We start from the raw sequence: 20,973 nt of genomic DNA, 5'->3' as shown, positions 1-20,973 counted from the left end.
AAGAAATTAAAATGTTTTCTTGTAATGACAATGCCCCAACAACTTTATTTGAGTGTTTGCAATGAAAGAAACGCATTTAAAAATCAACAACTGTAGTTATTACGTTCGCGATTCACAAACTGGACACAGCAGCGTTCTGTTACTTCATGGATGGCCGGACGACGGTTCCTTATGGAAATACCAGAGTTCCGCTCTCATCGACGCTGGCTATCGTGTTATTTGCATTGACTGGCTGGGTCACGGAAAAAGTGAAAAGACTGAAGACGTAAGTAAATATACGTTGTCTGCTTTATCCAAAGATATCGCTACATTGATCGATTTTCTCGGACTTAAAAAAGTACATTGCGTTGCTCACGACTACGGTGCAGTGGTAGCCTGGGAATTCGTTGAAAAGTATCCAGAATATTTACTGTCTTACACAGCACTTTCCGTAGGACATCCTTGGGTATTAGTGCAAAATTTATCGCTCGAATCGCTGGTTAAAAGTTGGTATCTGCTGTTTAATCCTTTACCCATATCGATCCCTCTCTACCGAGCTATGGACGGACTTTTCTTTAAATGGGTACTACGAAGTCATCCCAATCGAGACGTTATCGTTAAAAAGTTTCTGCGCGATCGCAACCCCTTTTACATTCAAGTTTGGGAAAAAGCCAATCCAGTAATTCCTGTCATCGCTTCAGCGTTTCTCGATAAAAAATCGAAGCCGAATCCGATTAAAGTTCCGACTTTGGGCGTTTGGAGTTCTCAAGACAGCTTTATGGCTGAAGCGCAGATCGAACAATCTGGTGCTTTAATTCAATCCGAATGGCAGTATATCAAAATACCAAACTGCAATCACTGGCTTCAGCTCGAAAAGCCTAAAGAGTTTAACGAGCTGTTACTAACGTGGCTCGACAAGCACTCTTCCTCAGCAGTTTACTAACGCAGTTTTCTCTGTTTAAAAAAACAGCCAATTTTATCTAGATTACTTGGGTGCATCTCAAAAATGTAAATTTATCAGATTGGAGTCTCTGCACTGAATTGAGCTGTTGTTGGGTTTTGCGATCGCTCCACCCCTGGACGGCAGCGTTGCCGAAGTCCAACCTACCTCAAACTCCTATTTTTACATCCATTGAGATGTACCCGATTGCTTTGGCTGTTCTTCTCTTCAGGAATTCAACGTATCATACGAAATCCAAATCTCAAATACAGGTTTTTACCAAACCGACAAGTCCCTCTATCCCCCCAACCCCCCTTTCAAAGGGGGGCTAAGGGGGGATGTGGTGGAGACTTATTGAAACCTAGCTTAGATGGAAATTTTCAGACTATACTTGCGTTTCACGTTTATTCAACCTAACAAAAAAAGGCGACTTCTCATCGAAATCGCCCGAGCAGATTAGCCGACTAACCCACTTCCCATCGCAGACCGATCGGAAGGGATTCAAAAAAAACTCGTTACACAGGTGCGTCTTCTTTAACCAACTTATCCCAACCTAAATCTTTCAAGTTGTTATTGCGACGTAGAGGACGAGTTGCCAGTTCTAACAAATCGCGAGCGTTGGTAAAGCCGTGAATTTGTGCGAACGTAAACTCGACCGACCACTTCGTTGTAATTCCACGAGCTTCTAGGGGATTCGCGTGTGCCATCCCCGTAATCACGAGGTCGGGATTCTGTTGGCGAATGCGCTGAATTTGATTGTAATTGTCAGGTTTCTCGACAATTCGGGGATAAGGAACGCCCATCTCGTCGCAGGTTTTCGTTAAGAAATCCAACTCTGCTTTTTGATAGCGTTTGTCCATGTAGGGAATGCCGATTTCTTGTACCGTAGCACCGCAGCGCACGAAAAAGCGAGCCAAAGAAATTTCGAGGAGGTTGTCACCCATCAAAAATATCGATTTCCCTCGCAGCAGAGCCGCGTACTCCTCGACGCTGTTCCAAATCGTCTGCTCTCGCTCGTCTAACCCCTTCGGTTCGATGCCGAACACCGAGCAGATTTTTTCGACCCAGGCGCGAGTCCCGTCGGGGCCGATGGGAAACGGCGCACCGATGAGTTTGCACTTGCGACGGCGCATCAAGGTCGTCGCCGTCCGACTTAAAAACGGATTGACGCCGCAGACGTAAGACCCCTCGGCGAGAACGGGGAGTTCGGTGTAATGTCGCGAGGGCAGCCAACCGGAGACTTTGATGCCTTGCTTCTTCAGTTCCAAGGTTAACTGCGTGGCCACTGGATCGGGGAGCGAACCGAACAAGACCAGTGGCGGGTGGTCGATATATTCGCTTTCTACGGTTTGTCCGCCGCCGTCTTCTTGACTGTCCTTATGACGGCCGAAATCGAGGAAGCGGCGCAGTCCGTGACGCTCTTCTTTCTCGCCGTCAGCGATCGCCGATACCGGGGCTTCGGTCGGACAACGCTGTGCCATTGCTGCCAACACGGTATCTTCCCCTTGAGTAAAGGCGTAGTCGAGACCGTTTGCCCTCGCTGTCACGATAGGAATCCCGATTTCGGCTTCGAGTTTCGGTGCGAGACCTTCCAAATCCATTTTGATGATTTCGGTGGTGCAAGTACCGATCCATACGATGACGCTGGGGTTGCGATCGCGCTTGATTTGCAGACACAGACGCTTGAGTTCTTCGTAGTCGTTCAGTTGAGCGGAGATGTCGCCCTCTTCTAACTCAGCCATCGCGTAGCGAGGTTCTGCAAAAATCATCACGCCCATAGCGTTTTGCAAGAAATACCCACAGGTTTTCGTCCCGATGACCAGAAAAAAGCTGTCTTCAATTTTCTGGTACAGCCACGCCACGCAGCTAATCGGACAAAAGGTGTGGTAGTTGCCTGTTTCGCACTCAAAGTTCAAGGCGTCCGGTCGAGCAGCAACAGTCATGAGCGAAATCTCCTTTTTTTTATCGATCGTTATTCGAGATCCGACAACAAGTTGGAAATTTCTGGGTCTTCCTCGTCGTCGTCGTCTTCATCTTTGGGAAAATTCAATCCAAAAGCATCTTCGTCATCTTCGTCGTCCGCCAAACCCTCCAATCCTTCGTCGTCACCGAACGCAGCTAAATCCATGTCGTCCTCGTCGTCTTCGTCATCGCCGAAAGCCGAGAGATCGACCTCGTCCTCGTCGTCGGATAAATCTGCACCGCCGAAGGCGTCTAAGTCCATATCGTCAGAGGTTTCCTCTTCGCCGCCAAAAGCCCCCAGATCGATATCGTCAGAGGTTTCCTCTTCTGCGCCGAAAGCCGAGAGATCGACCTCTTCATCGGAAGAGTCTTCCTCTCCACCAAAGGCGTCTAAGTCCATATCGTCGGAAGAGTCTTCTTCCTCACCGAAGGCGTCTAAGTCCATATCGTCGGAAGAGTCTTCTTCTCCGCCGAAGGCGTCTAAGTCCATATCGTCGGAAGAGTCTTCCTCTCCGCCGAAGGCGTCTAAGTCCATATCGTCGGAAGAGTCTTCTTCCTCACCAAAGGCGGAAAGATCGACCTCTTCATCAGAGGTGTCTTCCTCTCCACCAAACCCTTCTAATTCCATCTCTTCATCGGAAGTTTCTGCTTCGTCAAGCAAGCTCAGATCGACATCTTCTTCTGAAGTCTCTTCACCGAAGGCTTCGAGTCCGAAATCTTCAGCTTCTTCTTCAGATCCTTCGTCTTCTAAGATGCTGAAATCGTCTTCGTCTTCTAGCACTTCTGCCGCAGCTGTGGCAGCCGCCGCCCCAGCAACCCCGGCAGCGATAACCGCTTCTTCAGAGAAGTCGTCGGGTTCTTCAGCTTCCTCTGAAGAGTCTTCGAGTCCGGCGAGTTCGTCGAATTCCGCGACTGAGGTGTCTTCTTCCTCTTCCTCAACGAATCCGCCCAAATCCTCGATTTCGGGTTCGACAGTTTCGGTGACAAAGGGTTCTCCAACCGGTTCTTCAGAAAGTTCTTCAGATTCTTCGGACACTAGGGTTTCGGCAGCGACGCCGGCCGCGGCGGCTTCAGCGTCTGCCTCACCAAAAGGGACTTCGTCAGACTCCGCTGCGAACTCGTCAGTTTCAGAAGCGGCGGCGGTCGCGGCAGCAGAAGCAACATCGCTATACTCGGTGTCTTCGAGTCCGGCTTCGGGTTCTAAGCCGAGGGCGATGTCGGGGTCGAAGTTCAACCCCAGCACTTCGATGAGGGTGTCGGGATCGGGATTGAGCCGCGAGAAGGGTAGCATGAGCTGGGCGAGTTTGGGTTCGATGCCGTTGAGCGATCCCAGGATGAAGTAGGAGGGCGGACGACGCCCACCGTCAGGGGTTTTGACGGCAGCGACTTGCATGTGCAAGTTCAGCCATTCGTAGTTTGCTTTGTAATACTGCAACCATTTTTCTTTAAGGGCGCTGGTGAAGCTGTCGAAAAAAGCCATGGTTATCTATCCCCGGAGTTGCTTCTAATTTCGCTTCTAGTCTATCCGCCTCTGACACCAGACGGCGTAAACCTCGAGTCTGTACTGAATAATACTAGGCAAACTTAGCAACTCGCGCGGTCTTCAACTGGGTCGATCCTCGAGATGGGGTCTGTCTGGGGTTACACCATCATTAGGTCGAGTTCTTCTTCGACGCTAGGCGGCGGGGTTTGGGGGTTGAGGTAGAAGTCCGATAGCAGGGCGAACAAATCGCGATCGGGCGCGTCGTTGGGAACGACACCTTCGGGTAATGCCAGGATTTGGTCGGCGATGTTGAGGTAATAGTCGCAAACAAAATTTAAGGAATTGTCGCCCTCTGCCATCTCGAAGAGGGTTTTGCCTTTGACCCGAGAAACGCGGATGTCTTCAATCAGCGGCAGTACTTCTAAAATCGGCATGGGAACGGTTTCGACGTATTTTTCGATGAGATCCCGTTTGGAGGTGCGGTTGCCGATGAGTCCTGCTAGACGCAGGGGGTGCGTCCGGGCTTTTTCGCGAACGGAGGCGGCGATACGGTTGGCAGCAAACAGGGCGTCGAAGCCGTTGTCGGTGACGATGAGGCAATAGTCGGCGTAGTTGAGGGGGGCGGCGAAGCCTCCGCAGACCACGTCTCCGAGGACATCGAAGAGAATGACGTCGTATTCGTCGAAGGCGTTGAGTTCTTTGAGGAGTTTGACGGTTTCGCCGACGACGTACCCACCGCATCCGGCTCCGGCTGGGGGACCGCCTGCTTCGACGCAATCGACACCGCCGTAGCCTTTGTAAATGACGTCTTCGGGCCAGATGTCTTCGTAGTGGAAGTCTTTTTCTTGCAGGGTGTCGATGATGGTGGGGATGAGATATCCGGTCAGGGTGAAGGTGCTGTCGTGTTTGGGGTCGCAGCCGATTTGTAGGACTTTTTTGCCGCGACGAGCGAGGGCAACGGAGATGTTGCAACTGGTGGTGGATTTGCCGATGCCACCTTTTCCGTAAACTGCGAGTTTCACCCGAATGTTCTCCTTAAACGTGAGGTTTGGTGGGTTGGAACGTCACAGCCCGAATCGAGTGGGTTGGGAATGGGAAGGCTGTGACGATCGCGCGCTTCTTTCTTGGCGTTGTTTGCATTATGGCGAGTCCGATCGCGTTTTTGAAGGGGGGCAAGTTTTGAAATTCGTCGCAATCTAGAGTCTAAATTTTTATTTCAACTGATTTGATATTCGATTCTGTTTTAAAGTTTTAGAACAATTTATATTGCTTTTATTTTGATTTTATGTTCTAATTTAAATATAAATGGTTACAAAATACAAAAAAAGAAATTTGGCGTCCTTTGAAGCTGTATGGGTTACGAGGCGTCGGGGTTTCCGAGGCGCGATACGATCGCCGTCGGGAGATGGGGCGTTTTATAACAAATGATAAATTTTTCCAAAATCAGGGGGTTGAGGTGGCGATCGCACCCTTGAGACCCCCTTTGCGCTACAGTCGATGCGCGAGAACCGAGCTTGTACTGATGTCTTCGATCGCTCCCGACTTCGATCGCGCCCTCGATCGCTACCAACGCGGCGACCTCGAGGAAGCGAAAACTCTCTGTCAACAGCTTTTACAACAGAACCCCCATCGCCTCGACGGGTTGAACCTCCTCGGCGGTATCGCGTACCAACAACAACGCTGGCACGACGCCCTGCGGTGTTATAAAACGATCGTGCGGCTGTATCCTGGCTGTGGCGTGGGACACGCCAATCTAGGCCGCACGTTGCAGGAACTCGATCGCCTCGAAGAGGCCGTACCCCATTACCAAAGGGCGTTGGCGATCGCCCCCCAGAACCCCGAATGGCACTACAATCTCGGTCATCTGTACTGGGATCTCGGACGACTCGAGGAGGCGATCGCCCAGTTCGAGACGACGATGCAACTCGAGGTAAATTTCCCCGACATTCGCGGTCATTTAGCGTTGGTGTTGCTGTTACAGGGACAGTGGAAACGGGGATTTGCCGAATACGAAGGGCGTCCGGTACGCGATCGCCTCTCCCAAACCTTCCCCCATCCCGAGCGAATTTGGGACGGTTCCGAAATTGCCGGAAAACGGCTGTTATTACTGTGCGAACAGGGATTCGGCGATGCCATTCAGTTCGTGCGTTACGTGCCGATGTTGGCACAGCGAGGGGCGCAAGTGTGGGTACGCTGTCGTCCGCCGCTGGTGCGTCTGTTACAAACCGTACCGGGGTGCGATCGCGTTCTCTCGACAGAAGATCCCCTTCCCCACTGGGACGCTCACGCCCTTCTCATGAGTTTGCCCTTTTTACTAGAAACCCATCAAAACACCGTTGCGAGTGCCGTTCCCTACCTTAACCCTCCAACTTCCGCCCTCTCCCCCTCTCCCCCTCTCCCCCTCTCCCCCTCTCCCTTTCCCAAAGTCGGCTTAGTTTGGTCGGGGAGAGCGACTCATCGTAAGGATAAGGAGCGTTCGATCGCGTTCGATCGCCTGCAACAGTTGCTCGAGATTCCCGAGATCGAGTTTTACAGTGTCCAGAAAGACCCGCGACCGGAAGATGCGAAAATTTTAGCGACAGAATGGCGACTGAGAGATCTCGTGTCGAACTGTCGGGATTTTGCGGATACCGCCGCTGCGATCGCGTTTCTCGATTTGGTGGTGACGGTAGATACCTCGGTGGCACATTTGGCGGGGGCGATGGGAAAACCCGTGTGGCTGTTGTTGGCGAACGTTCCCGATTGGCGGTGGGGGTTGACGGGGGAAACGACACCTTGGTATCCCACGATGCGGCTGTTCCGACAACGGCGACGGGGAGAGTGGGAGACGGTGTTGGCAGACCTCGATCGCGCCTTACGTCAGTGGCGGTCGAGTTGGGGGAGATCGTCGCAGAACGCCGAAACCAGATACCCCATAATCTTTTGAGTTTGTCTGTGACGGCGATCGCATCTCTATGATGTTTGCGATCGCATGACTTGAGTAAGCACGATCGCAGCCGAATGCGAACGTCCTGAAGATACTGGAGGCAACATCGAAGCCCGCCAGGTCTCACGTCGCTCGCGTCACTGCCGCCATGACTACCCAAGTTTTATCTCAACCTGCAACCCTCGATGAAATGTTTGCTTGCGTGTGGACAGAGGGCTATCTGACGCGCGACCAACGCAAGACCTTGATGTCCGTTGTGTTGAGTAGCGCCATCAGCGATCGCGATCGGGAAGTCCTCGATCGCATCTTCCACGCAGTCCGTCGAGGTTGGCTGAAACTGCTCGATTAGTTGTTTCGGCTCGATACCGTTTTTTCAGCTCGTACGTTGTTATCCTTTCTCTCTCTCGACTTCTTCTCCTAGGCGATTTCGCGTTCCTCGTATCTTCCCCAAAACCTTACCCAACGCACTCTGTGTAGTGCGTTTTTTCGTTTTCTAGCTGCGACTGTCCAGGGGCGATCGTCTTTTCTAGAAGAGATAAGATAAAGACAAGACCCTCGCCGGATACAGGCGGATCGATTTTTAAAAAGGCGAAAAAAGCCTAAAAAAAGACTATGGTTCTGAAATACACGCTAATCTGGCTCGTTATCGGCGGAGCGTTGTGTCTGATGGAACTATTCGTTCCCACAGCGTTTGTAGAATTGGCAATGGGAACGGCGGCGTTGCTCGTGGCAGTCGTGTCGCTGGTCGTGCCTCAGTTGTCCGTACAAATCTTCTTGTGGATGGTGTTCTCGCTGCTACTGATTTGGCTCGTCAAGCGTCTGTTACCCAAGAAAACCCATTACGCCATCGCCGAGTCTACCGAAGCCACGACGCTAACGGAAATCGCGCCAGGACAACCGGGACGAGTGCTGTTTGAGGGGAATTCCTGGCAAGCTCGCTGTGAAGGCGATTGGACGATTCCAGCGAACCGGACGGCGATCGTCGTCGGTCGCAAAGGCAATACGTTGCTCGTGGTTCCTGAAGATTTTACGCAATCTTAAGGAGAGGTTGGGGGCGATCGCCTATCCTAGACGTGAATATTTGAAAATTTTAGAAAAAACACGAGAGGAAACTCAAAATGGAAGCCTTTTGGACGTTTATCGTATTGGTTGTCTTTGGCGGTGCTGCGGCGAGTAGTTCCGTGAAGATCGTCAACCAAGGCAACGAAGCCCTCGTGGAAACCTTGGGAAAATACAGCGGAAAAAAACTACAGCCGGGGTTGAATTTTATCATCCCCTTTCTCGACAACATTGTTTTCAAAGAAACCACTCGAGAAAAAGTTTTAGATATTCCCGCTCAACCTTGTATCACCAGCGATAACGTTTCGATTTCCGTCGATGCAGTCGTGTATTGGCGGATTATGGACATGGAGAAAGCCTATTATAAGGTCGAAAATCTCCGCAGTGCCATGCAAAACTTGGTCTTGACCCAAATTCGATCGGAGATGGGAAAACTGGAACTCGACCAAACTTTTACCGCCCGAGCAGAAGTTAACGAAGTCCTGTTACGAGAACTCGACATCGCGACAGATCCTTGGGGCGTGAAAGTGACGCGGGTAGAATTGCGGGATATCGTTCCCTCGAAAGCGGTTCAAGATTCGATGGAATTGCAAATGTCCGCCGAACGTCGCAAGCGGGCAGCCGTTCTCACCTCGGAAGGGGAGCGAGAATCGGCGGTGAACTCAGCCCGAGGACGAGCGGAAGCCCAGGTTTTGGAAGCTGAAGCGCAACAACGGGCGGCCATTTTAGAAGCGGAAGCCGAAAAACAGGCAATTTTGTTGAAAGCAGAAGCCCAACGTCAAGAACAGGTGATGAAGGCACAAGCGACGTCGGAGGCCATGCAAATTTTGGCGAAAACCCTGAAGGTGCATCCGAAAATGTCAGAAGCGTTACAGTTTTTACTGGCGCAACGCTATCTGGAAATGGGCTTAGAAATCGGGTCGAGCGACAGCAGTAAAGTGATGTTCATGGATCCGAAAAGCATTCCCGCAACGCTTGAAGGAATGAAGACGATGATAAGTCAATCTTCGGAGCAAGAGGCGATCGAGCTGAAAGATTTTGAGGCTTGAGACGCCAGAATTCTTTGAGTGCGAATTCTGAGGAAGGTTCAACGTCAATCGAGGCTGGAGCATGGGCGAAACCCTACTCCAGCCTCGATTTTTGAAAAATGTTGTATTTGGAATAATGGCACGACTCGATTACATCAAGCCGATTTGAGACAGAATTCCTTGACCGGTCAGCAGTTCGGTTGCAATTCCGATGACGAAGCCCAGCATCGCCAGACGACCGTTCCAGGTTTCAGCAAATTGAGTAAAACCGAATTTTGTTTCTTGAGTTTCCACGATCGTTACTCCTTTTCGTGAGGATGTGCTTCTTTTCAAAAGTTAACACAAGCTTCTAGAAGATGCAACGTTTTGTTAAAAATAGTTGACAGAGACTGTGCATTATACAAATAAATTTCTTTTCGTCAACGGTAATTCTAAAGATTTTTTAAAATCTACTAATAGTTATTTAGCTATATAAAAGGAAGTATCCTTGCATCCAAGAACACTACCGTTCTCCCCCTCTCCTCCTCTAAGCGGTAGGCTGTTAGCATATTTCATGGCGATACGTTCTATGCTAGATTTCAACAACCTGTCCCCCGTCACGGTTGGCGGACTGTTCGTCGCTCATTGCATGGTGGGAACGGCAGCAGCAGTTGTCGCCACTCGTAAAGGCTACGCTTTGGGATGGTGGCTGATATTCGGGTTAATTGGCGGAACTCCCAGTTTGGTGGTGGCGGTGTTGATGCAACCCAAAGAATCTCACGAAATCTAGATGGCTACAGATGTGTTGTGGCGGGGCGAGGTAGTACATTGAACGGTAACGAGGTAGATATGAGGGGCTACATCGGGGGTGTTTGATGAAAATTCTTCACGGAACTTGGATTCCAGAAGCGATCGCATCGGAATTCGTACAGAAGGGAACGTTTTATCTGTGGGTGGAAACGGACGCACAGCCTCGAGGACGGCGAAAACGTAGTGGAAACGTTCATCCGAGACAGTTAGCGGGAACAGAGCTGGCGGATTTTATCGCCACGGAGTTTGCGACGGCGGTATTGAACCGAGGTCCGATCGATCGCGAAATTTCGACGCGATATTTTATTCTCCCGAGTACGGAGGAGGAACCGTTACCGTCGCTAGAAATCGCCCGCTATTTGGAAACTGAACCCCCCGAACCCTCGCAGTGGAACGCTTGGGCGGTAGACTGCTATACCCTGCGATCGCCGATTCACGCTCTCAATCAGATTCACTTTTTATGTACTTACGATCTGGCAAGCGTGCAACTCGGAAGCGATCTGCTATTTTGGTATTACTATACACAGTTTTTTAAGCAAGTTATTGTTAAAGACCAGTACGCACCTGGGTTGAAATATCGGGAAATCGAAACAGTCAAAAAAGGCAAACGCAAAACGAAGCAGAAATCTTTTGAAATTTCCCCAATTTGGGAGATCGTATCGGAGGCTTACGAGTCACAGTTGAGGGATTATGTCGATCGAATGCCGTTGGCTTGTGCGGCGGGAGTCAGTTCGATGGAAGACTCCTTAAAATTGTTCGATCGCGAATCGCTACTGCGGCATTTTTCCGAATGTCTTCTCAATCAAATCGTCACGGAAACCCCCGTTCCGAAAACTTTTGAGAAAACCCTCGCGGGTTCTTGGTTGCTATCGGGATGTTTCCAGCGTTCGGACAGTGATTTTATCGCCACGGGAGAAACAGCGTTAGAACGTTACAAACAATGGCAGGGATGGAAACAAAAAATTGCAGGCGATCGCACGGGAGCGGGATTTTACATTTGTTTCCAACTTCGAGAAGCCTCCGCACAGTTTCCCAACGACTGGGTGTTAAATTTACTCGTTTCTGCCAAAGACGATCCGTCGTTCAAACTCCATCTCGATGAGTATTGGGATTTAGAAGGACAACCGAAAAAGGCAATTTTAAAGCATTTCGGCAAGACGTTCGAGCGAGATTTACTGATGAATTTAGGGGCCGCCGCTCGTATTTATCCGAAGTTGTGGCAAGCCTTAGAAACTGACAAACCGACCGGCTGTACTCTGACCCTTTCCGAAGCGTTGGACTTCCTGAAAGAAAGTGCTTGGGTGTTAGAAGATGCGGGGTATAAAGTTATCGTTCCTGCGTGGTGGATGCGGCGATCGAAACCAAAACTTCGCATCAAAGCCTCTGCGAATTCTCAACCCGCTTCTGTGGGAACGGGAGCGTTTCAACTGCGAAATCTCATTCGCTACCAATACGAACTGTCTATCGGCGGCGAAGTGGTGAGTCCAGAAGAATGGCAACAGTTAGTTAACGCGAAAACGTCGCTGGTACAGTTTCGCGGAGAATGGATCGAGTTGGATCGATCGAAAATGCAGCAAATGCTGGAATTCTGGCAAGAGAACCGCAACAGTGTGCCGGAAGTGAACGTTTTAGAGTTCATACAGAAAGCAGCGGAGGCAGACGGGGAAATCGAAGTCGAACCGGACGAAACGTTAACTGCAATGATGCAAAAGTTGCGCGATCCGAGTTGCCTGCAACCGATCGACAACCCACAACAGTTACAGGGACAGTTGCGAGACTATCAAAAACGCGGCGTCGCCTGGATTCAGTACCTCGAACAATTGGGGTTAAACGGCTGTTTGGCGGACGATATGGGGTTGGGGAAATCGATTCAGGTCATCGCCAAACTACTGTTAGAACGAGAAAGCCAAGAAACGGTTCCGCCAACGCTGTTAATTGCCCCCACTTCGGTCGTATCTAACTGGCGGAAAGAAATCGAAAAGTTTGCGCCGAATTTAACGGTGATGGTGCATCACGGAACGAACCGCGTGCAGGAGGAAAAGGCATTTTTAGACGTTATTGCGAACTACGATGTCATTATTACGTCGTTTACGCTAGCCCGAAAAGACCAAAAGATTTTTCAAAATGCGACTTGGCAGCGTATCGTAATTGACGAAGCGCAAAATATCAAAAATCCCAAGGCGGCGCAAACGAAGGCGATTCTCAAACTCGAGGCGAACGCACGTTTGGCATTGACGGGAACTCCAGTCGAAAACCGTTTGATGGATTTGTGGTCGATTTTCAACTTCCTGAATCCGGGGTATTTAGGGAAGCAAACTCAGTTTCGCAAGGCGTTTGAACTTCCCATTCAAAAGGAGAACGATCGCGCCAAGTCGCAGGTTTTGAAAACCCTAGTGCAGCCGTTCGTATTGCGGCGGGTAAAAACCGATCGCAACATCATCCAAGATTTACCGGATAAAGTCGAACACAAGCAATACTGTAACTTGACGAAAGAACAGGCGTCGTTGTACGAAGCGGTGGTGAAAGATGTCACCGAACAACTGGACGAAGCCGAGGGAATCCAACGTAGTGGCTTGATTTTCTCAACGTTGATGAAACTCAAGCAGATTTGCAACCATCCCCGCCAGTTTTTGAAAGATAACAGCGAGTTTACGACGGGGCGATCGCATAAGTTAAAGCGATTGGGTGAGATGATTGAAGAGATTCAATCAGAAGGTGAAAGTCTGTTGATTTTCACGCAGTTTACGGAAATTGGCGACGCCTTGCAGCGTTATTTGAAGCAGGATCTCCGGTTGAATACCTACTACATCCACGGGGGAACCTCCGCCAAGAAACGAGAACGCGCGATCGAAGAATTTCAACATCCCGATACCGAACCTTCAGCGTTTATTCTGTCGCTGAAAGCTGGCGGCGTGGGAATTACGCTAACGAAAGCCAATCATGTTTTTCACTTCGATCGCTGGTGGAATCCGGCGGTGGAAAATCAAGCCACCGATCGCGCGTTCCGCATCGGTCAAACCAAGAACGTTTTCGTTCATAAGTTCGTGACGGTGGGAACGGTAGAAGAACAGATCGATCGCACTTTAGAAGAAAAAGAAAAAGTGGCCAGTGCGATCGTGGGAAACGACGAATCCTGGCTGACAGAACTCGACAACGAGAGTTTCAAAAAACTGATTACGTTGAACTGGCAAACCGCTGTCTTGTAACTCAAAAAATGTAGTTTGGGTCGAGAAATGAAACCTAACATCTAAGCCGCTCTCTTTTAGGCTTTACTGCGTTCGACCCAAGCTACCCCTAAAACCTCATATCACAAAAAACGTAACCTTTAAACGGAGACAAACATGGTAAAATTTAGTAAGACTTGGTGGGGGCAAAAATTCATCGAGGCGATCGAATCCTTTACCGAAAGCAATCGCTTAGGTCGGGGTCGTTCCTACGCTCGCAATAACAAAATCAAAGACTACGTTATCGAAGATGGTTGTATCACTGCCTTCGTTCGCGGTTCCATCAATCCCTATTTCGGCGTGTACAAAGAACCCCTCTATACCACCACCGTCGAAATTCCTCCGATTTCTCAAAAAGACTGGTCGAAGGCGATCGATTATTTAGGATCGAAAGCGAGTTTAGTAGCGAAACTCCTCGTCGGAGAAGTTCCAGAAAACATCGAAGATGCCTTTGCTGCGTTGAATTTACATTTACTTCCCCACAGCCGCAAAGACTTTCACACCGAATGTTCCTGTCCCGATTGGTCGAACCCCTGCAAACATATTGCTGGGGTTTGCTATCTGTTAGCGTCGGAGTTCGATCGCGATCCTTTTTTACTGTTCGAACTGCGAGGAATGCCGCGATCGCAACTGCAAAAAGAACTATCGCGAACCTCCCTCGGTCGCGTTTTATCCTCCGCGTTAGACGAGGATGAAGCAAACATCGAACCCGCAGCCTCTTACTACACGCAACCGCAAACCGTCGAAGTTGGCAACGTTCCCGCGTTAAAAGACTTTTGGTCGCCTCCAAAACGCCTACCGCAACAAGCGGAAGCCGTCACCCCGGCAGTAGTTCCCGGTATTGTAGTGAAAAAAGGCGGCGACTATCCCCCGTTTTGGACGAAAGACAGTTCGTTTTTAACGGCAATGGAAGAGGTTTACGACCGCGTGAGAACGAAAAATAAAGGGGTGTTTTAGGAACTTCCAGAATCGTTCAGAACCTCCCGAATGAATTCAAGCGGTAACTTCAGCAATCGCGAAATCTCTTCGGCTTCTATTCCAGCCTCAGCGAGGTTTTGTACGCTTTCTCGCTGAGTTCGACGAGTTCCATCTTCGATGCCTTGTTCGATGCCTTGTTCGATGCCTTGTTCGATGCCTTGTTCGATACCTTGTTCGATGCCTTGTTCGATGCCTTGTCGAATGCCGTCTTCAAAGGCTTCTTGATAAAACCGAGTTTGTTTGAGATCGTCGAGTCCTAACATTGTGGCAATTTCCTCTCGGCTCAATTGCGGTAACTTGTAAATGACAATAGTTTCAATCAGATCGAGGAGTTCTCTTTGTAGTGAAGAGGTGGGAAGGGTTTGTTGAGTCTCTGCAAGTAGGCGTCGAGCTGCTTCGATCGCTCGATCTTCCGAGACCACCACCAGTTTAACAATTTCCACGCCCAAGCGATCCTCGCAGGTGTCTAATTCGTCGAGGTAGAGACGAAATACACGATTGGAGGCGAGAAGTTCGCGAAACTGGTGGGGATGTTCCCGTTCGATGTTGCGGGTGGGATAAATTACCGCTACTCGCCACGGATGAGGCGGTTGATATTGCCGGAGATAGACGAACAGTTCGGCAAAAATGCGGAAATAGAGGCTGTCATCCGGTTGAAATTGCACTTCAACCAGGTAAAAGGGTCGTTCGGCAGTGTCGTCGGTGGGGAGAAAGATTCCGTCGAGGCGAAAAGATAGTTGTTTGACTTCGACAGAGGAAAATTGATAGTTTTCGGCGTCACTGGGAGGACAATTCAGGAGGTCGAAGAAACTGCGAGGATATTGCTGAAAAATGCGGTAGAAAATGCTGTCGGTTTTCATCCTAAACGACTCCAAATGTGACGCCGCGTTGTTTCAACCATTGACGATACCGAATCGAGGAGCGATCGAACGGAAGATGGACTTCTGCCGATAAATTGAGAGGGAGTTGTTTCGGTTGTTGAGATTCGACGATGGGAATGTCTTGACGAACGACCGTGTCCTGAAACTGCTGTAATTCAGCTTCGGGGATGTCCTCACCGTAGTTCATGGAAATCCACATCCAGCCGAGACTGTCTTCGACGTCGAGGGGACAAACGGCAAAGAAAATCGTTAGGCGACCGGAGGAAGACAGCTTTTCAAAGGAGGCGACAAGGGGTTGAGATAGATGGTAATTGTAGGTGACTTTTGCACCGACTCCCGTTCCGTCGGGGTCGGGTTGCCACACGCGAACGTTGTTTAAAGAAAGCCCACGATCGCTGAGTTCTACTTCGTAGGGTTCCACTTTTGGACGAGTGCGATCGCCAAGAAAACCATCGTGAACGAAGGGAAAATGGGAAACGTCGAGAAAATTTTCCATAACCCGAAGACCGCTCGATCGCACCCGGTATTTTCCGCACAAAAACTTGCGATATTGGGAATCCTCCCATTCGGGAAATTCTGGAATTTGAGAAGTGTCGGTATCTGGCTGCAAGGAGACCCAAATTAACCCATAACGGACGGCGATCGCGTATCCCGACATCGCCAGTTGTGGCGGTGGCGTCCAGTCGGGACAACCGGGAACCTCGACACAACGTCCGGTTTCATCGAACTGTAGACCGTGATAGGGGCAAACGAGAAGGCCGTTTTTGACGGTTCCCCCAGAGAGTTTCACGCTACGATGGGGACAGCGATCGCTCCAAGCAGAGACGCGATCGCGCGATCGCCACAGAACGAGATCCCGTCCCAACAGTCGGATCGATCGCACCGTTTCTGGGGGGAGTTCGTCAGATTCGAGAACGGGATGCCAATCGTGAAAGAGCGAACAGTTCGTCATCGGAATACTTTAACGAAACGCAACTTAACTTCGCATTAAAAATCTTAAAATGCAGTTTTGAATACGTTTTCTAAATTTAATATCTGTTAAAATTATACATATATATCTTACATCAGACAAGCATGAAATTCGATCTTGGCTGTCAACTCAACTATAGCATTGAAGACCCTAGCACTTTCATATTTAATATCACTGCCGCTGAAACCTCCACTCAAAAAATTGAGTCCGAAGAAATTTCGATCGATCCACCCCTTAAAATTGAAGAATATCGATCTCCACAACGAACTCGCTACCTGCGTTTGACTGCCCCTGCCGGACAATTAAAGGTTTCTTATCGAGCTACCGCTGAGGTCAGCTATATTGAAGACAATCCAAACCTCATTCCTGAAGTTCCCATCGATAAATTACCGCTAGAAGTGTTACCGTATTTATATCCTTCGCGATATTGCGAATCCGATCGCTTAATTCGCTTTGTACAACAAGAATTTGGCGAACTATCATCAGGATATTCCCGTGTTACTGCCATTTGTAACTGGATTTACGACAACGTCATCTATTTATTTGGCAGTACGAATCCCCATACATCAGCTTACGACACAGCCACCGAACGCGCGGGAGTTTGTCGAGATTTCGCCCACTTAGGAATTGCCTTTTGTCGAGCGTTAAATATTCCCGCTCGTTTTGTGAGTGGGTATGCGTTTGGGTTAGAACCGCCCGATTTTCATGCTCGCTTTGAAGCCTATTTAGGCGATCGCTGGTATGTATTCGACGCCACGCGACTGGTTGCGAGAAAAGGATTAATTCGCATTGGGATCGGACGAGATGCAGCGGATGTTTCGTTTGCCACCATTTTTGGTTCGGCTCAAATGGAAAACATGGCGTTATTCGTGGAGGTTGCAGAAGGCGAGCGTCCGAGTTTTTCGACCGACGCGATCGTCGGCGGCTTCAGTTAAGTTTGCCCAACTGATAAGACTCGGTATTCGAGGCGATCGAGACGGGTTCGACGAAGACGGACGCCAGTTCGGCCAAATTTACCACTTTGGCTCACAACAGTACGATCGGACCGAGAGAGACCCTGTTCGATCGCTCCCCATGTCAGGGAAAAGGAAGACGCGCAACCGATTTCGCCATCGGTTCAGCCCGAACTGGCGGCAGCTAAGGCTGTTAACAGACAGAGTAACCCGGCTTCAGTCCATTCCACCACGGCACCGTAAGTATCTCCCGTATGACCGCCGAGTTTGGCGTTAAGCCAAGCGCCCGTTAAAATAGCGATCGCGCTACCCCCTAAAACCATACCGATACCGAACAACCAGCGATCGGGGTTTAAGAGGAGTTGAAGAAGGCTCAACCCGAGTAAGGCTAAACCGCCAGGGATCAAATCGATCGCCGATCGAATCGAAGCGTGGTGAATCGCACCTTTCCCAGAAGGTTTGAGATAGGGATAGCGCACGATCGCTACCACTTGTCCCCAACGCCCCCAGCCAAAGGCTGCCATTAACGCGAAGGTGCGATCGACAGACAAATCGGCTAACGCGGCAGTTTTCAGAAGCACGATCGCGATCCCGGCCATCACACCAAACGCCCCGACAACGCTGTCTTGCATCACCGCTAGCCGACGTTGGGGGTCAGGCACTGCAAGGCCGTCGGCCGTATCCATGACACCATCAAAGTGGAGACCGCCGGTTACGGCAATCCCCGCCAAAACAACAACAACGCTTCTCGTTAAATCGGGAACGCCCAAGCCACCTAAAATCCCATCGATCGCACCTAAAAGCCCGCCGATAAAGAGTCCCACAAAAGGGGCCAAACGGGCGATTCCATTAAAGTCGAGCTTCCACGTCGGCGGAATCGGTAGACAGGTATAAAACGCGATCGCGGCAAGAGCAACTTGAGTTTGGCGAACCCAAAAACGCACGCGAAACCACGAAAATAGACGATCGCTCATATAAAATTGCAAATTCAGTTATTTGACGGATTTCCGAACCGAGTTATCTATGCCAAGATTGTATCGAGACATCGATCGCGATCGCTTTCAATCCCAGTCTCGAGACATCCTGTCGTCTCGGTCGCAGCACGATCGCAATATAAAGTTCTAAATATCAAAATCTAATTTAACCACTTTGCTCACAACTCTCGACGCTCGCGAAGGGAAATCGTCCACCCAACCCAATCAGTTCCATGCTTGACCGCTCATCCGACATCCGAATCCCCGCCCCCTGCATCATCGAAACCGGACTAATTGTCAACAAACGCGATATGCAGCGCGTCCTCGGCGATCTCCATCAGATACGCTACCTTTACCTACAAGACGGTAAACCCTACAGTCGGGGCGAAGCGTACGTGGTTGAAGTATTTGCCGATACCCAACAATCGACCATTTTGGCCGATCGATCGCTCTATCTCAATGTTTGTAGTTTCGATTATTTAGAACTCAAACAAGACGAAAGAAGAAATACCTATTTCGATCTCGTTCAAGAAAGCCGACAACTGCGGCTAATTCCCGTCACGTCTCCACCGATCGATCGGGTGAGTTCGGACTTCAGCGACGATACTCTCGAATCAGTCTTAGCGCAAGTCATTTCCGCTAAACTCGACGCCCAAATCGACGACTTAGACGACTTTTATCGGGAAGAGTGATAAACAGTCAAGAGTTTAGAGGGAAGAGGGAAGACAGTTGACAGTTGATAGTCGTAGGGTGCGTGACCTAAAGACACGAGAAATAGGCCGCGCAACCGGCCAACTCGTCACGCACCGACTCCACAGTTGACAGTTTCTCCCCCTCTCCCCCTCACCTCACCTCGAGGATGCTTCTCGTTCTAGCAGCAGCGTAACCGGCCCGTCGTTTTCGATCGCCACCTCCATCATCGCCCCAAACTCTCCCGTTTCGACCCGCAAACCGCTTTGTTTTAGTTTCTCGACGAACTGCTCGTACAGAGCTTGCGCGGCGGTAGGTTCGGCGGATTTATCGAAGGAGGGACGACGCCCCTTGCGACAGTCACCGTAAAGGGTGAACTGACTAACGACCAATAACTCGCCGCCGATATCGGTGACGGATTTGTCCCAACGGCTGTTTTCTTCGCCGTCGGAATGGGGAAACAGACGCAACCCCAAGCATTTTTTGGCCATCCAATCGAGTTCGGCTTCGGTGTCGGTGTCGGCGATCCCCACCAACAGGTTGAGTCCGCGATCGATCTTCCCGACTACACGCCTCGAAACGGTGACCTGAGACGATTTGACTCGTTGTACGACAACACGCATTTACAGTGAACCGCGAACAGCACCGGGGTAGGTGCGTAACGTGAAGACCGGAGAAATATCGGGTCTTACCGGCCAACTCGTCACGCACCTTTTACTACTGAAGAAGCTTTGCTAGAAACCGAAACCTTTACCGCTGTTGCTCGATGGCGTCGTCAAGCAGCTTTGCAGTTGAGAGAGTAACGTCTCGCGATCGAGATTCTGGCCGATGAGAACCAGTTGCGTCTGAGGTTCGTTTTTCCACTCGTCGTCTTCGATAGTGAACCGCTTACCGCTGAGATGGAAAATATGACGCTCGGGGCTTTCGTCAAACCAGAGAATACCCTTAGCCCGGAAAATGGTCGAGGGCAGTTGGTTATCGAGAAAATACTGAAACTTCCGAATAGAGAAGGGGCGATCGCTCTGAAAAGATACGGAGACGAAGCCATCATTTTCTAAGTGATTTGAATGATGGTGGTCGTGATGGTGGTCGTGATGGTGGTCGTGATGGTGGTCGTGATGGTGGTCGGGGTGGTCGCACGCCTCTCCATCGTGATGGTGATGATGGTCGTGGTCGTGGTGATGATGGTCTTCTTTCGACTCGGCGGTCTCGAAATACTGGTCGGACTCGAACAGTCCCACGCTCAAAATCAAGGGAAGCGCAACTTGAGAACGAGTCGTGCGTAAAAGGCGTGCGTCTTTTTTAATGTCGCGAATTCGCACTTCTAAGGCATCGACGTCCGCTTCGTCTACCAAATCCACCTTGTTCAGTAAAATGGTGTCGCCGTAAGCAATCTGACTGTAAGCGGCTTCGCTGTTGAACAGGTCGAGACTGAAGTTTTCACAGTCTACGACGGTGACGATCGAATCGAGGCGCGTTAAGTCCCGCAGTTCCGTCCCCAAAAACGTCAACGCCACCGGAAGCGGGTCGGCCAGTCCCGTGGTTTCTACCACCAGATAATCGACGTTATCGGGACGTTCGAGAACCTTGTAAACGGCTTCGAGTAAGTCGTTGTTAATGGTGCAACAGATGCACCCGTTACTCAGTTCCACCATATTGTCTTCGGTGGAGACGATGAGTTCGTTATCGATGCCGATTTCACCGAATTCGTTCACGAGAACGGCTGTTTTCAGACCTTCTTGGTTGCTGAGAATGTGGTTGAGGAGGGTGGTTTTACCGCTTCCGAGGAATCCGGTGATGATGGTGACGGGAAGTCCCAGTTTGGGAGCTTCCATGATTCGGTCTTGTTTGTCTGCGGTTTGCATAGCGTCGTCTCAGAGTCCGTAAGCTGGATGTGGCAGCAGTCTCTCGCCCGTCGGTCTGAGAATGAGTTCCATTTACGGGCAACTGCCATGTTGTTAGTTTGACGCTCTCCCCCCAACCCTAGCGGGTATGGTCGGAGATTCCTGTTTCACTGGCTCATGCCTAGATAAACGAGCCAGCCCGAATACCCCCGGTCAGAACGCCTTCACAGGCTGTTTGTTTAACGTCCACGATGCGCCCCACCGCAGACCTAAGCGAGAATCAAATTCTCTTG

General features: G+C 50.2%; 19 protein-coding genes. 10 read left to right on the top strand and 9 right to left on the bottom strand.

What is annotated here, in order from left to right:
* Positions 1 to 61 precede the first annotated feature (61 nt).
* On the top strand, positions 62 to 922 hold the full coding sequence (locus GEI7105_RS30155; RefSeq protein ID WP_017660636.1) for an alpha/beta fold hydrolase: 861 nt from the start codon (positions 62 to 64) through the stop codon (positions 920 to 922).
* Positions 923 to 1,434: 512 nt separating this feature from the next.
* On the opposite strand, the gene GEI7105_RS0111650 is transcribed toward GEI7105_RS30155, so the two are convergent.
* The 3 genes from GEI7105_RS0111650 to bchL form a co-directional block, all read right to left on the bottom strand.
* The gene (locus tag GEI7105_RS0111650) at positions 1,435 to 2,862 is read right to left on the bottom strand and encodes a ferredoxin:protochlorophyllide reductase (ATP-dependent) subunit N (protein WP_017660635.1); all 1,428 of its coding nucleotides are present in this window, start codon (positions 2,860 to 2,862) and stop codon (positions 1,435 to 1,437) included.
* Positions 2,863 to 2,891: 29 nt separating this feature from the next.
* Positions 2,892 to 4,361, bottom strand: a complete 1,470-nt coding sequence (locus tag GEI7105_RS39870) for a DUF5331 domain-containing protein (RefSeq protein ID WP_017660634.1) — start codon at positions 4,359 to 4,361, stop codon at positions 2,892 to 2,894.
* 161 nt (positions 4,362 to 4,522) lie between these two features.
* Positions 4,523 to 5,386, bottom strand: coding sequence for a ferredoxin:protochlorophyllide reductase (ATP-dependent) iron-sulfur ATP-binding protein (bchL, locus tag GEI7105_RS0111640; protein ID WP_017660633.1), 864 nt, complete (start codon positions 5,384 to 5,386; stop codon positions 4,523 to 4,525).
* 500 nt (positions 5,387 to 5,886) lie between these two features.
* On the opposite strand from bchL, the gene GEI7105_RS30145 reads away from it, so the two are divergent.
* The 4 genes from GEI7105_RS30145 (at position 5,887) to GEI7105_RS0111610 (ending at position 9,398) form a co-directional block, all read left to right on the top strand.
* Positions 5,887 to 7,290, top strand: coding sequence for a tetratricopeptide repeat-containing glycosyltransferase family protein (locus tag GEI7105_RS30145; protein ID WP_017660631.1), 1,404 nt, complete (start codon positions 5,887 to 5,889; stop codon positions 7,288 to 7,290).
* A 148-nt stretch (positions 7,291 to 7,438) separates the two neighbouring features.
* The gene (locus GEI7105_RS0111620) at positions 7,439 to 7,639 is read left to right on the top strand and encodes a hypothetical protein (RefSeq protein WP_017660630.1); all 201 of its coding nucleotides are present in this window, start codon (positions 7,439 to 7,441) and stop codon (positions 7,637 to 7,639) included.
* 263 nt (positions 7,640 to 7,902) lie between these two features.
* On the top strand, positions 7,903 to 8,331 hold the full coding sequence (locus GEI7105_RS0111615; protein WP_017660629.1) for an NfeD family protein: 429 nt from the start codon (positions 7,903 to 7,905) through the stop codon (positions 8,329 to 8,331).
* Positions 8,332 to 8,408: 77 nt separating this feature from the next.
* Entirely contained in the window at positions 8,409 to 9,398 is a 990-nt protein-coding gene (locus tag GEI7105_RS0111610; RefSeq protein ID WP_017660628.1) for an SPFH domain-containing protein, read from the top strand.
* A gap of 129 nt (positions 9,399 to 9,527) precedes the next feature.
* Here the strand turns inward: GEI7105_RS0111610 and GEI7105_RS0111605 are convergent, their stop codons facing one another.
* Positions 9,528 to 9,671 (bottom strand): CAB/ELIP/HLIP family chlorophyll-binding protein, encoded by a 144-nt coding sequence (locus GEI7105_RS0111605; protein ID WP_017660627.1) that lies wholly within the window; start codon positions 9,669 to 9,671, stop codon positions 9,528 to 9,530.
* Positions 9,672 to 9,945: 274 nt separating this feature from the next.
* On the opposite strand from GEI7105_RS0111605, the gene GEI7105_RS0111600 reads away from it, so the two are divergent.
* From GEI7105_RS0111600 to GEI7105_RS0111590, 3 genes are all read left to right on the top strand, one after another.
* Positions 9,946 to 10,146 carry a hypothetical protein gene (locus GEI7105_RS0111600; RefSeq protein ID WP_017660626.1) on the top strand — a complete coding sequence of 67 codons (201 nt, stop codon included), beginning with the start codon at positions 9,946 to 9,948 and terminating at the stop codon, positions 10,144 to 10,146.
* Between the two features lie 85 nt (positions 10,147 to 10,231).
* Positions 10,232 to 13,372, top strand: a complete 3,141-nt coding sequence (locus tag GEI7105_RS0111595) for a DEAD/DEAH box helicase (RefSeq protein WP_017660625.1) — start codon at positions 10,232 to 10,234, stop codon at positions 13,370 to 13,372.
* A 135-nt stretch (positions 13,373 to 13,507) separates the two neighbouring features.
* Complete coding sequence (locus tag GEI7105_RS0111590; protein ID WP_017660624.1) at positions 13,508 to 14,347, top strand: SWIM zinc finger family protein; 840 nt, start codon at positions 13,508 to 13,510, stop codon at positions 14,345 to 14,347.
* Here GEI7105_RS0111590 and GEI7105_RS0111585 read toward each other — a convergent pair.
* Both GEI7105_RS0111585 and GEI7105_RS0111580 read right to left on the bottom strand, forming a co-directional pair.
* A complete protein-coding gene (locus tag GEI7105_RS0111585) occupies positions 14,344 to 15,228 on the bottom strand; it encodes an Rpn family recombination-promoting nuclease/putative transposase (RefSeq protein WP_017660623.1) in 885 nt (294 codons plus the stop codon). The genes GEI7105_RS0111590 and GEI7105_RS0111585 overlap by 4 nt on opposite strands.
* 1 nt (position 15,229) lies before the next feature.
* Entirely contained in the window at positions 15,230 to 16,201 is a 972-nt protein-coding gene (locus GEI7105_RS0111580; protein WP_017660622.1) for an aromatic ring-hydroxylating dioxygenase subunit alpha, read from the bottom strand.
* A gap of 122 nt (positions 16,202 to 16,323) precedes the next feature.
* Here GEI7105_RS0111580 and GEI7105_RS0111575 point away from each other — a divergent pair, with 122 nt between their 5' ends.
* A complete protein-coding gene (locus tag GEI7105_RS0111575; RefSeq protein ID WP_017660621.1) occupies positions 16,324 to 17,154 on the top strand; it encodes a transglutaminase-like domain-containing protein in 831 nt (276 codons plus the stop codon).
* Between the two features lie 182 nt (positions 17,155 to 17,336).
* Here the strand turns inward: GEI7105_RS0111575 and cobS are convergent, their stop codons facing one another.
* Positions 17,337 to 18,146 carry an adenosylcobinamide-GDP ribazoletransferase gene (gene cobS, locus GEI7105_RS0111565; protein WP_017660619.1) on the bottom strand — a complete coding sequence of 270 codons (810 nt, stop codon included), beginning with the start codon at positions 18,144 to 18,146 and terminating at the stop codon, positions 17,337 to 17,339.
* 233 nt (positions 18,147 to 18,379) lie between these two features.
* Here cobS and GEI7105_RS0111560 point away from each other — a divergent pair, with 233 nt between their 5' ends.
* Positions 18,380 to 18,838 carry a hypothetical protein gene (locus GEI7105_RS0111560; protein ID WP_017660618.1) on the top strand — a complete coding sequence of 153 codons (459 nt, stop codon included), beginning with the start codon at positions 18,380 to 18,382 and terminating at the stop codon, positions 18,836 to 18,838.
* 156 nt (positions 18,839 to 18,994) lie between these two features.
* Here GEI7105_RS0111560 and dtd read toward each other — a convergent pair whose 3' ends face one another.
* Together dtd and GEI7105_RS0111550 are read right to left on the bottom strand one after the other, a co-directional pair.
* Positions 18,995 to 19,459, bottom strand: a complete 465-nt coding sequence (gene dtd / locus GEI7105_RS0111555) for a D-aminoacyl-tRNA deacylase (protein ID WP_017660617.1) — start codon at positions 19,457 to 19,459, stop codon at positions 18,995 to 18,997.
* A 111-nt stretch (positions 19,460 to 19,570) separates the two neighbouring features.
* The gene (locus tag GEI7105_RS0111550) at positions 19,571 to 20,701 is read right to left on the bottom strand and encodes a CobW family GTP-binding protein (protein ID WP_017660616.1); all 1,131 of its coding nucleotides are present in this window, start codon (positions 20,699 to 20,701) and stop codon (positions 19,571 to 19,573) included.
* Positions 20,702 to 20,973 lie beyond the last annotated feature (272 nt).

The organism is Baaleninema simplex PCC 7105 (assembly GCF_000332355.1).
GTDB lineage: Bacteria > Cyanobacteriota > Cyanobacteriia > Cyanobacteriales > Geitlerinemataceae > Baaleninema > Baaleninema simplex.
The sequence above is the reverse complement of the archived record's forward strand: the minus strand, read 5'-3'. Positions and strand labels throughout refer to the sequence as shown.

Bases quoted from the DNA above. Each gene is read 5' to 3' on its own strand.
- GEI7105_RS30155 (WP_017660636.1), top strand. From the start codon at position 62: ATGAAAGAAACGCATTTAAAAATCAACAACTGTAGTTATTACGTTCGC.
- GEI7105_RS0111650 (WP_017660635.1), bottom strand. From the start codon at position 2,862: ATGACTGTTGCTGCTCGACCGGACGCCTTGAACTTTGAGTGCGAAACA.
- GEI7105_RS39870 (WP_017660634.1), bottom strand. From the start codon at position 4,361: ATGGCTTTTTTCGACAGCTTCACCAGCGCCCTTAAAGAAAAATGGTTG.
- GEI7105_RS30145 (WP_017660631.1), top strand. From the start codon at position 5,887: ATGTCTTCGATCGCTCCCGACTTCGATCGCGCCCTCGATCGCTACCAA.
- GEI7105_RS0111620 (WP_017660630.1), top strand. From the start codon at position 7,439: ATGACTACCCAAGTTTTATCTCAACCTGCAACCCTCGATGAAATGTTT.
- GEI7105_RS0111615 (WP_017660629.1), top strand. From the start codon at position 7,903: ATGGTTCTGAAATACACGCTAATCTGGCTCGTTATCGGCGGAGCGTTG.
- GEI7105_RS0111610 (WP_017660628.1), top strand. From the start codon at position 8,409: ATGGAAGCCTTTTGGACGTTTATCGTATTGGTTGTCTTTGGCGGTGCT.
- GEI7105_RS0111600 (WP_017660626.1), top strand. From the start codon at position 9,946: ATGCTAGATTTCAACAACCTGTCCCCCGTCACGGTTGGCGGACTGTTC.
- GEI7105_RS0111595 (WP_017660625.1), top strand. From the start codon at position 10,232: ATGAAAATTCTTCACGGAACTTGGATTCCAGAAGCGATCGCATCGGAA.
- GEI7105_RS0111590 (WP_017660624.1), top strand. From the start codon at position 13,508: ATGGTAAAATTTAGTAAGACTTGGTGGGGGCAAAAATTCATCGAGGCG.
- GEI7105_RS0111585 (WP_017660623.1), bottom strand. From the start codon at position 15,228: ATGAAAACCGACAGCATTTTCTACCGCATTTTTCAGCAATATCCTCGC.
- GEI7105_RS0111580 (WP_017660622.1), bottom strand. From the start codon at position 16,201: ATGACGAACTGTTCGCTCTTTCACGATTGGCATCCCGTTCTCGAATCT.
- GEI7105_RS0111575 (WP_017660621.1), top strand. From the start codon at position 16,324: ATGAAATTCGATCTTGGCTGTCAACTCAACTATAGCATTGAAGACCCT.
- cobS (WP_017660619.1), bottom strand. From the start codon at position 18,146: ATGAGCGATCGTCTATTTTCGTGGTTTCGCGTGCGTTTTTGGGTTCGC.
- GEI7105_RS0111560 (WP_017660618.1), top strand. From the start codon at position 18,380: ATGCTTGACCGCTCATCCGACATCCGAATCCCCGCCCCCTGCATCATC.
- dtd (WP_017660617.1), bottom strand. From the start codon at position 19,459: ATGCGTGTTGTCGTACAACGAGTCAAATCGTCTCAGGTCACCGTTTCG.
- GEI7105_RS0111550 (WP_017660616.1), bottom strand. From the start codon at position 20,701: ATGCAAACCGCAGACAAACAAGACCGAATCATGGAAGCTCCCAAACTG.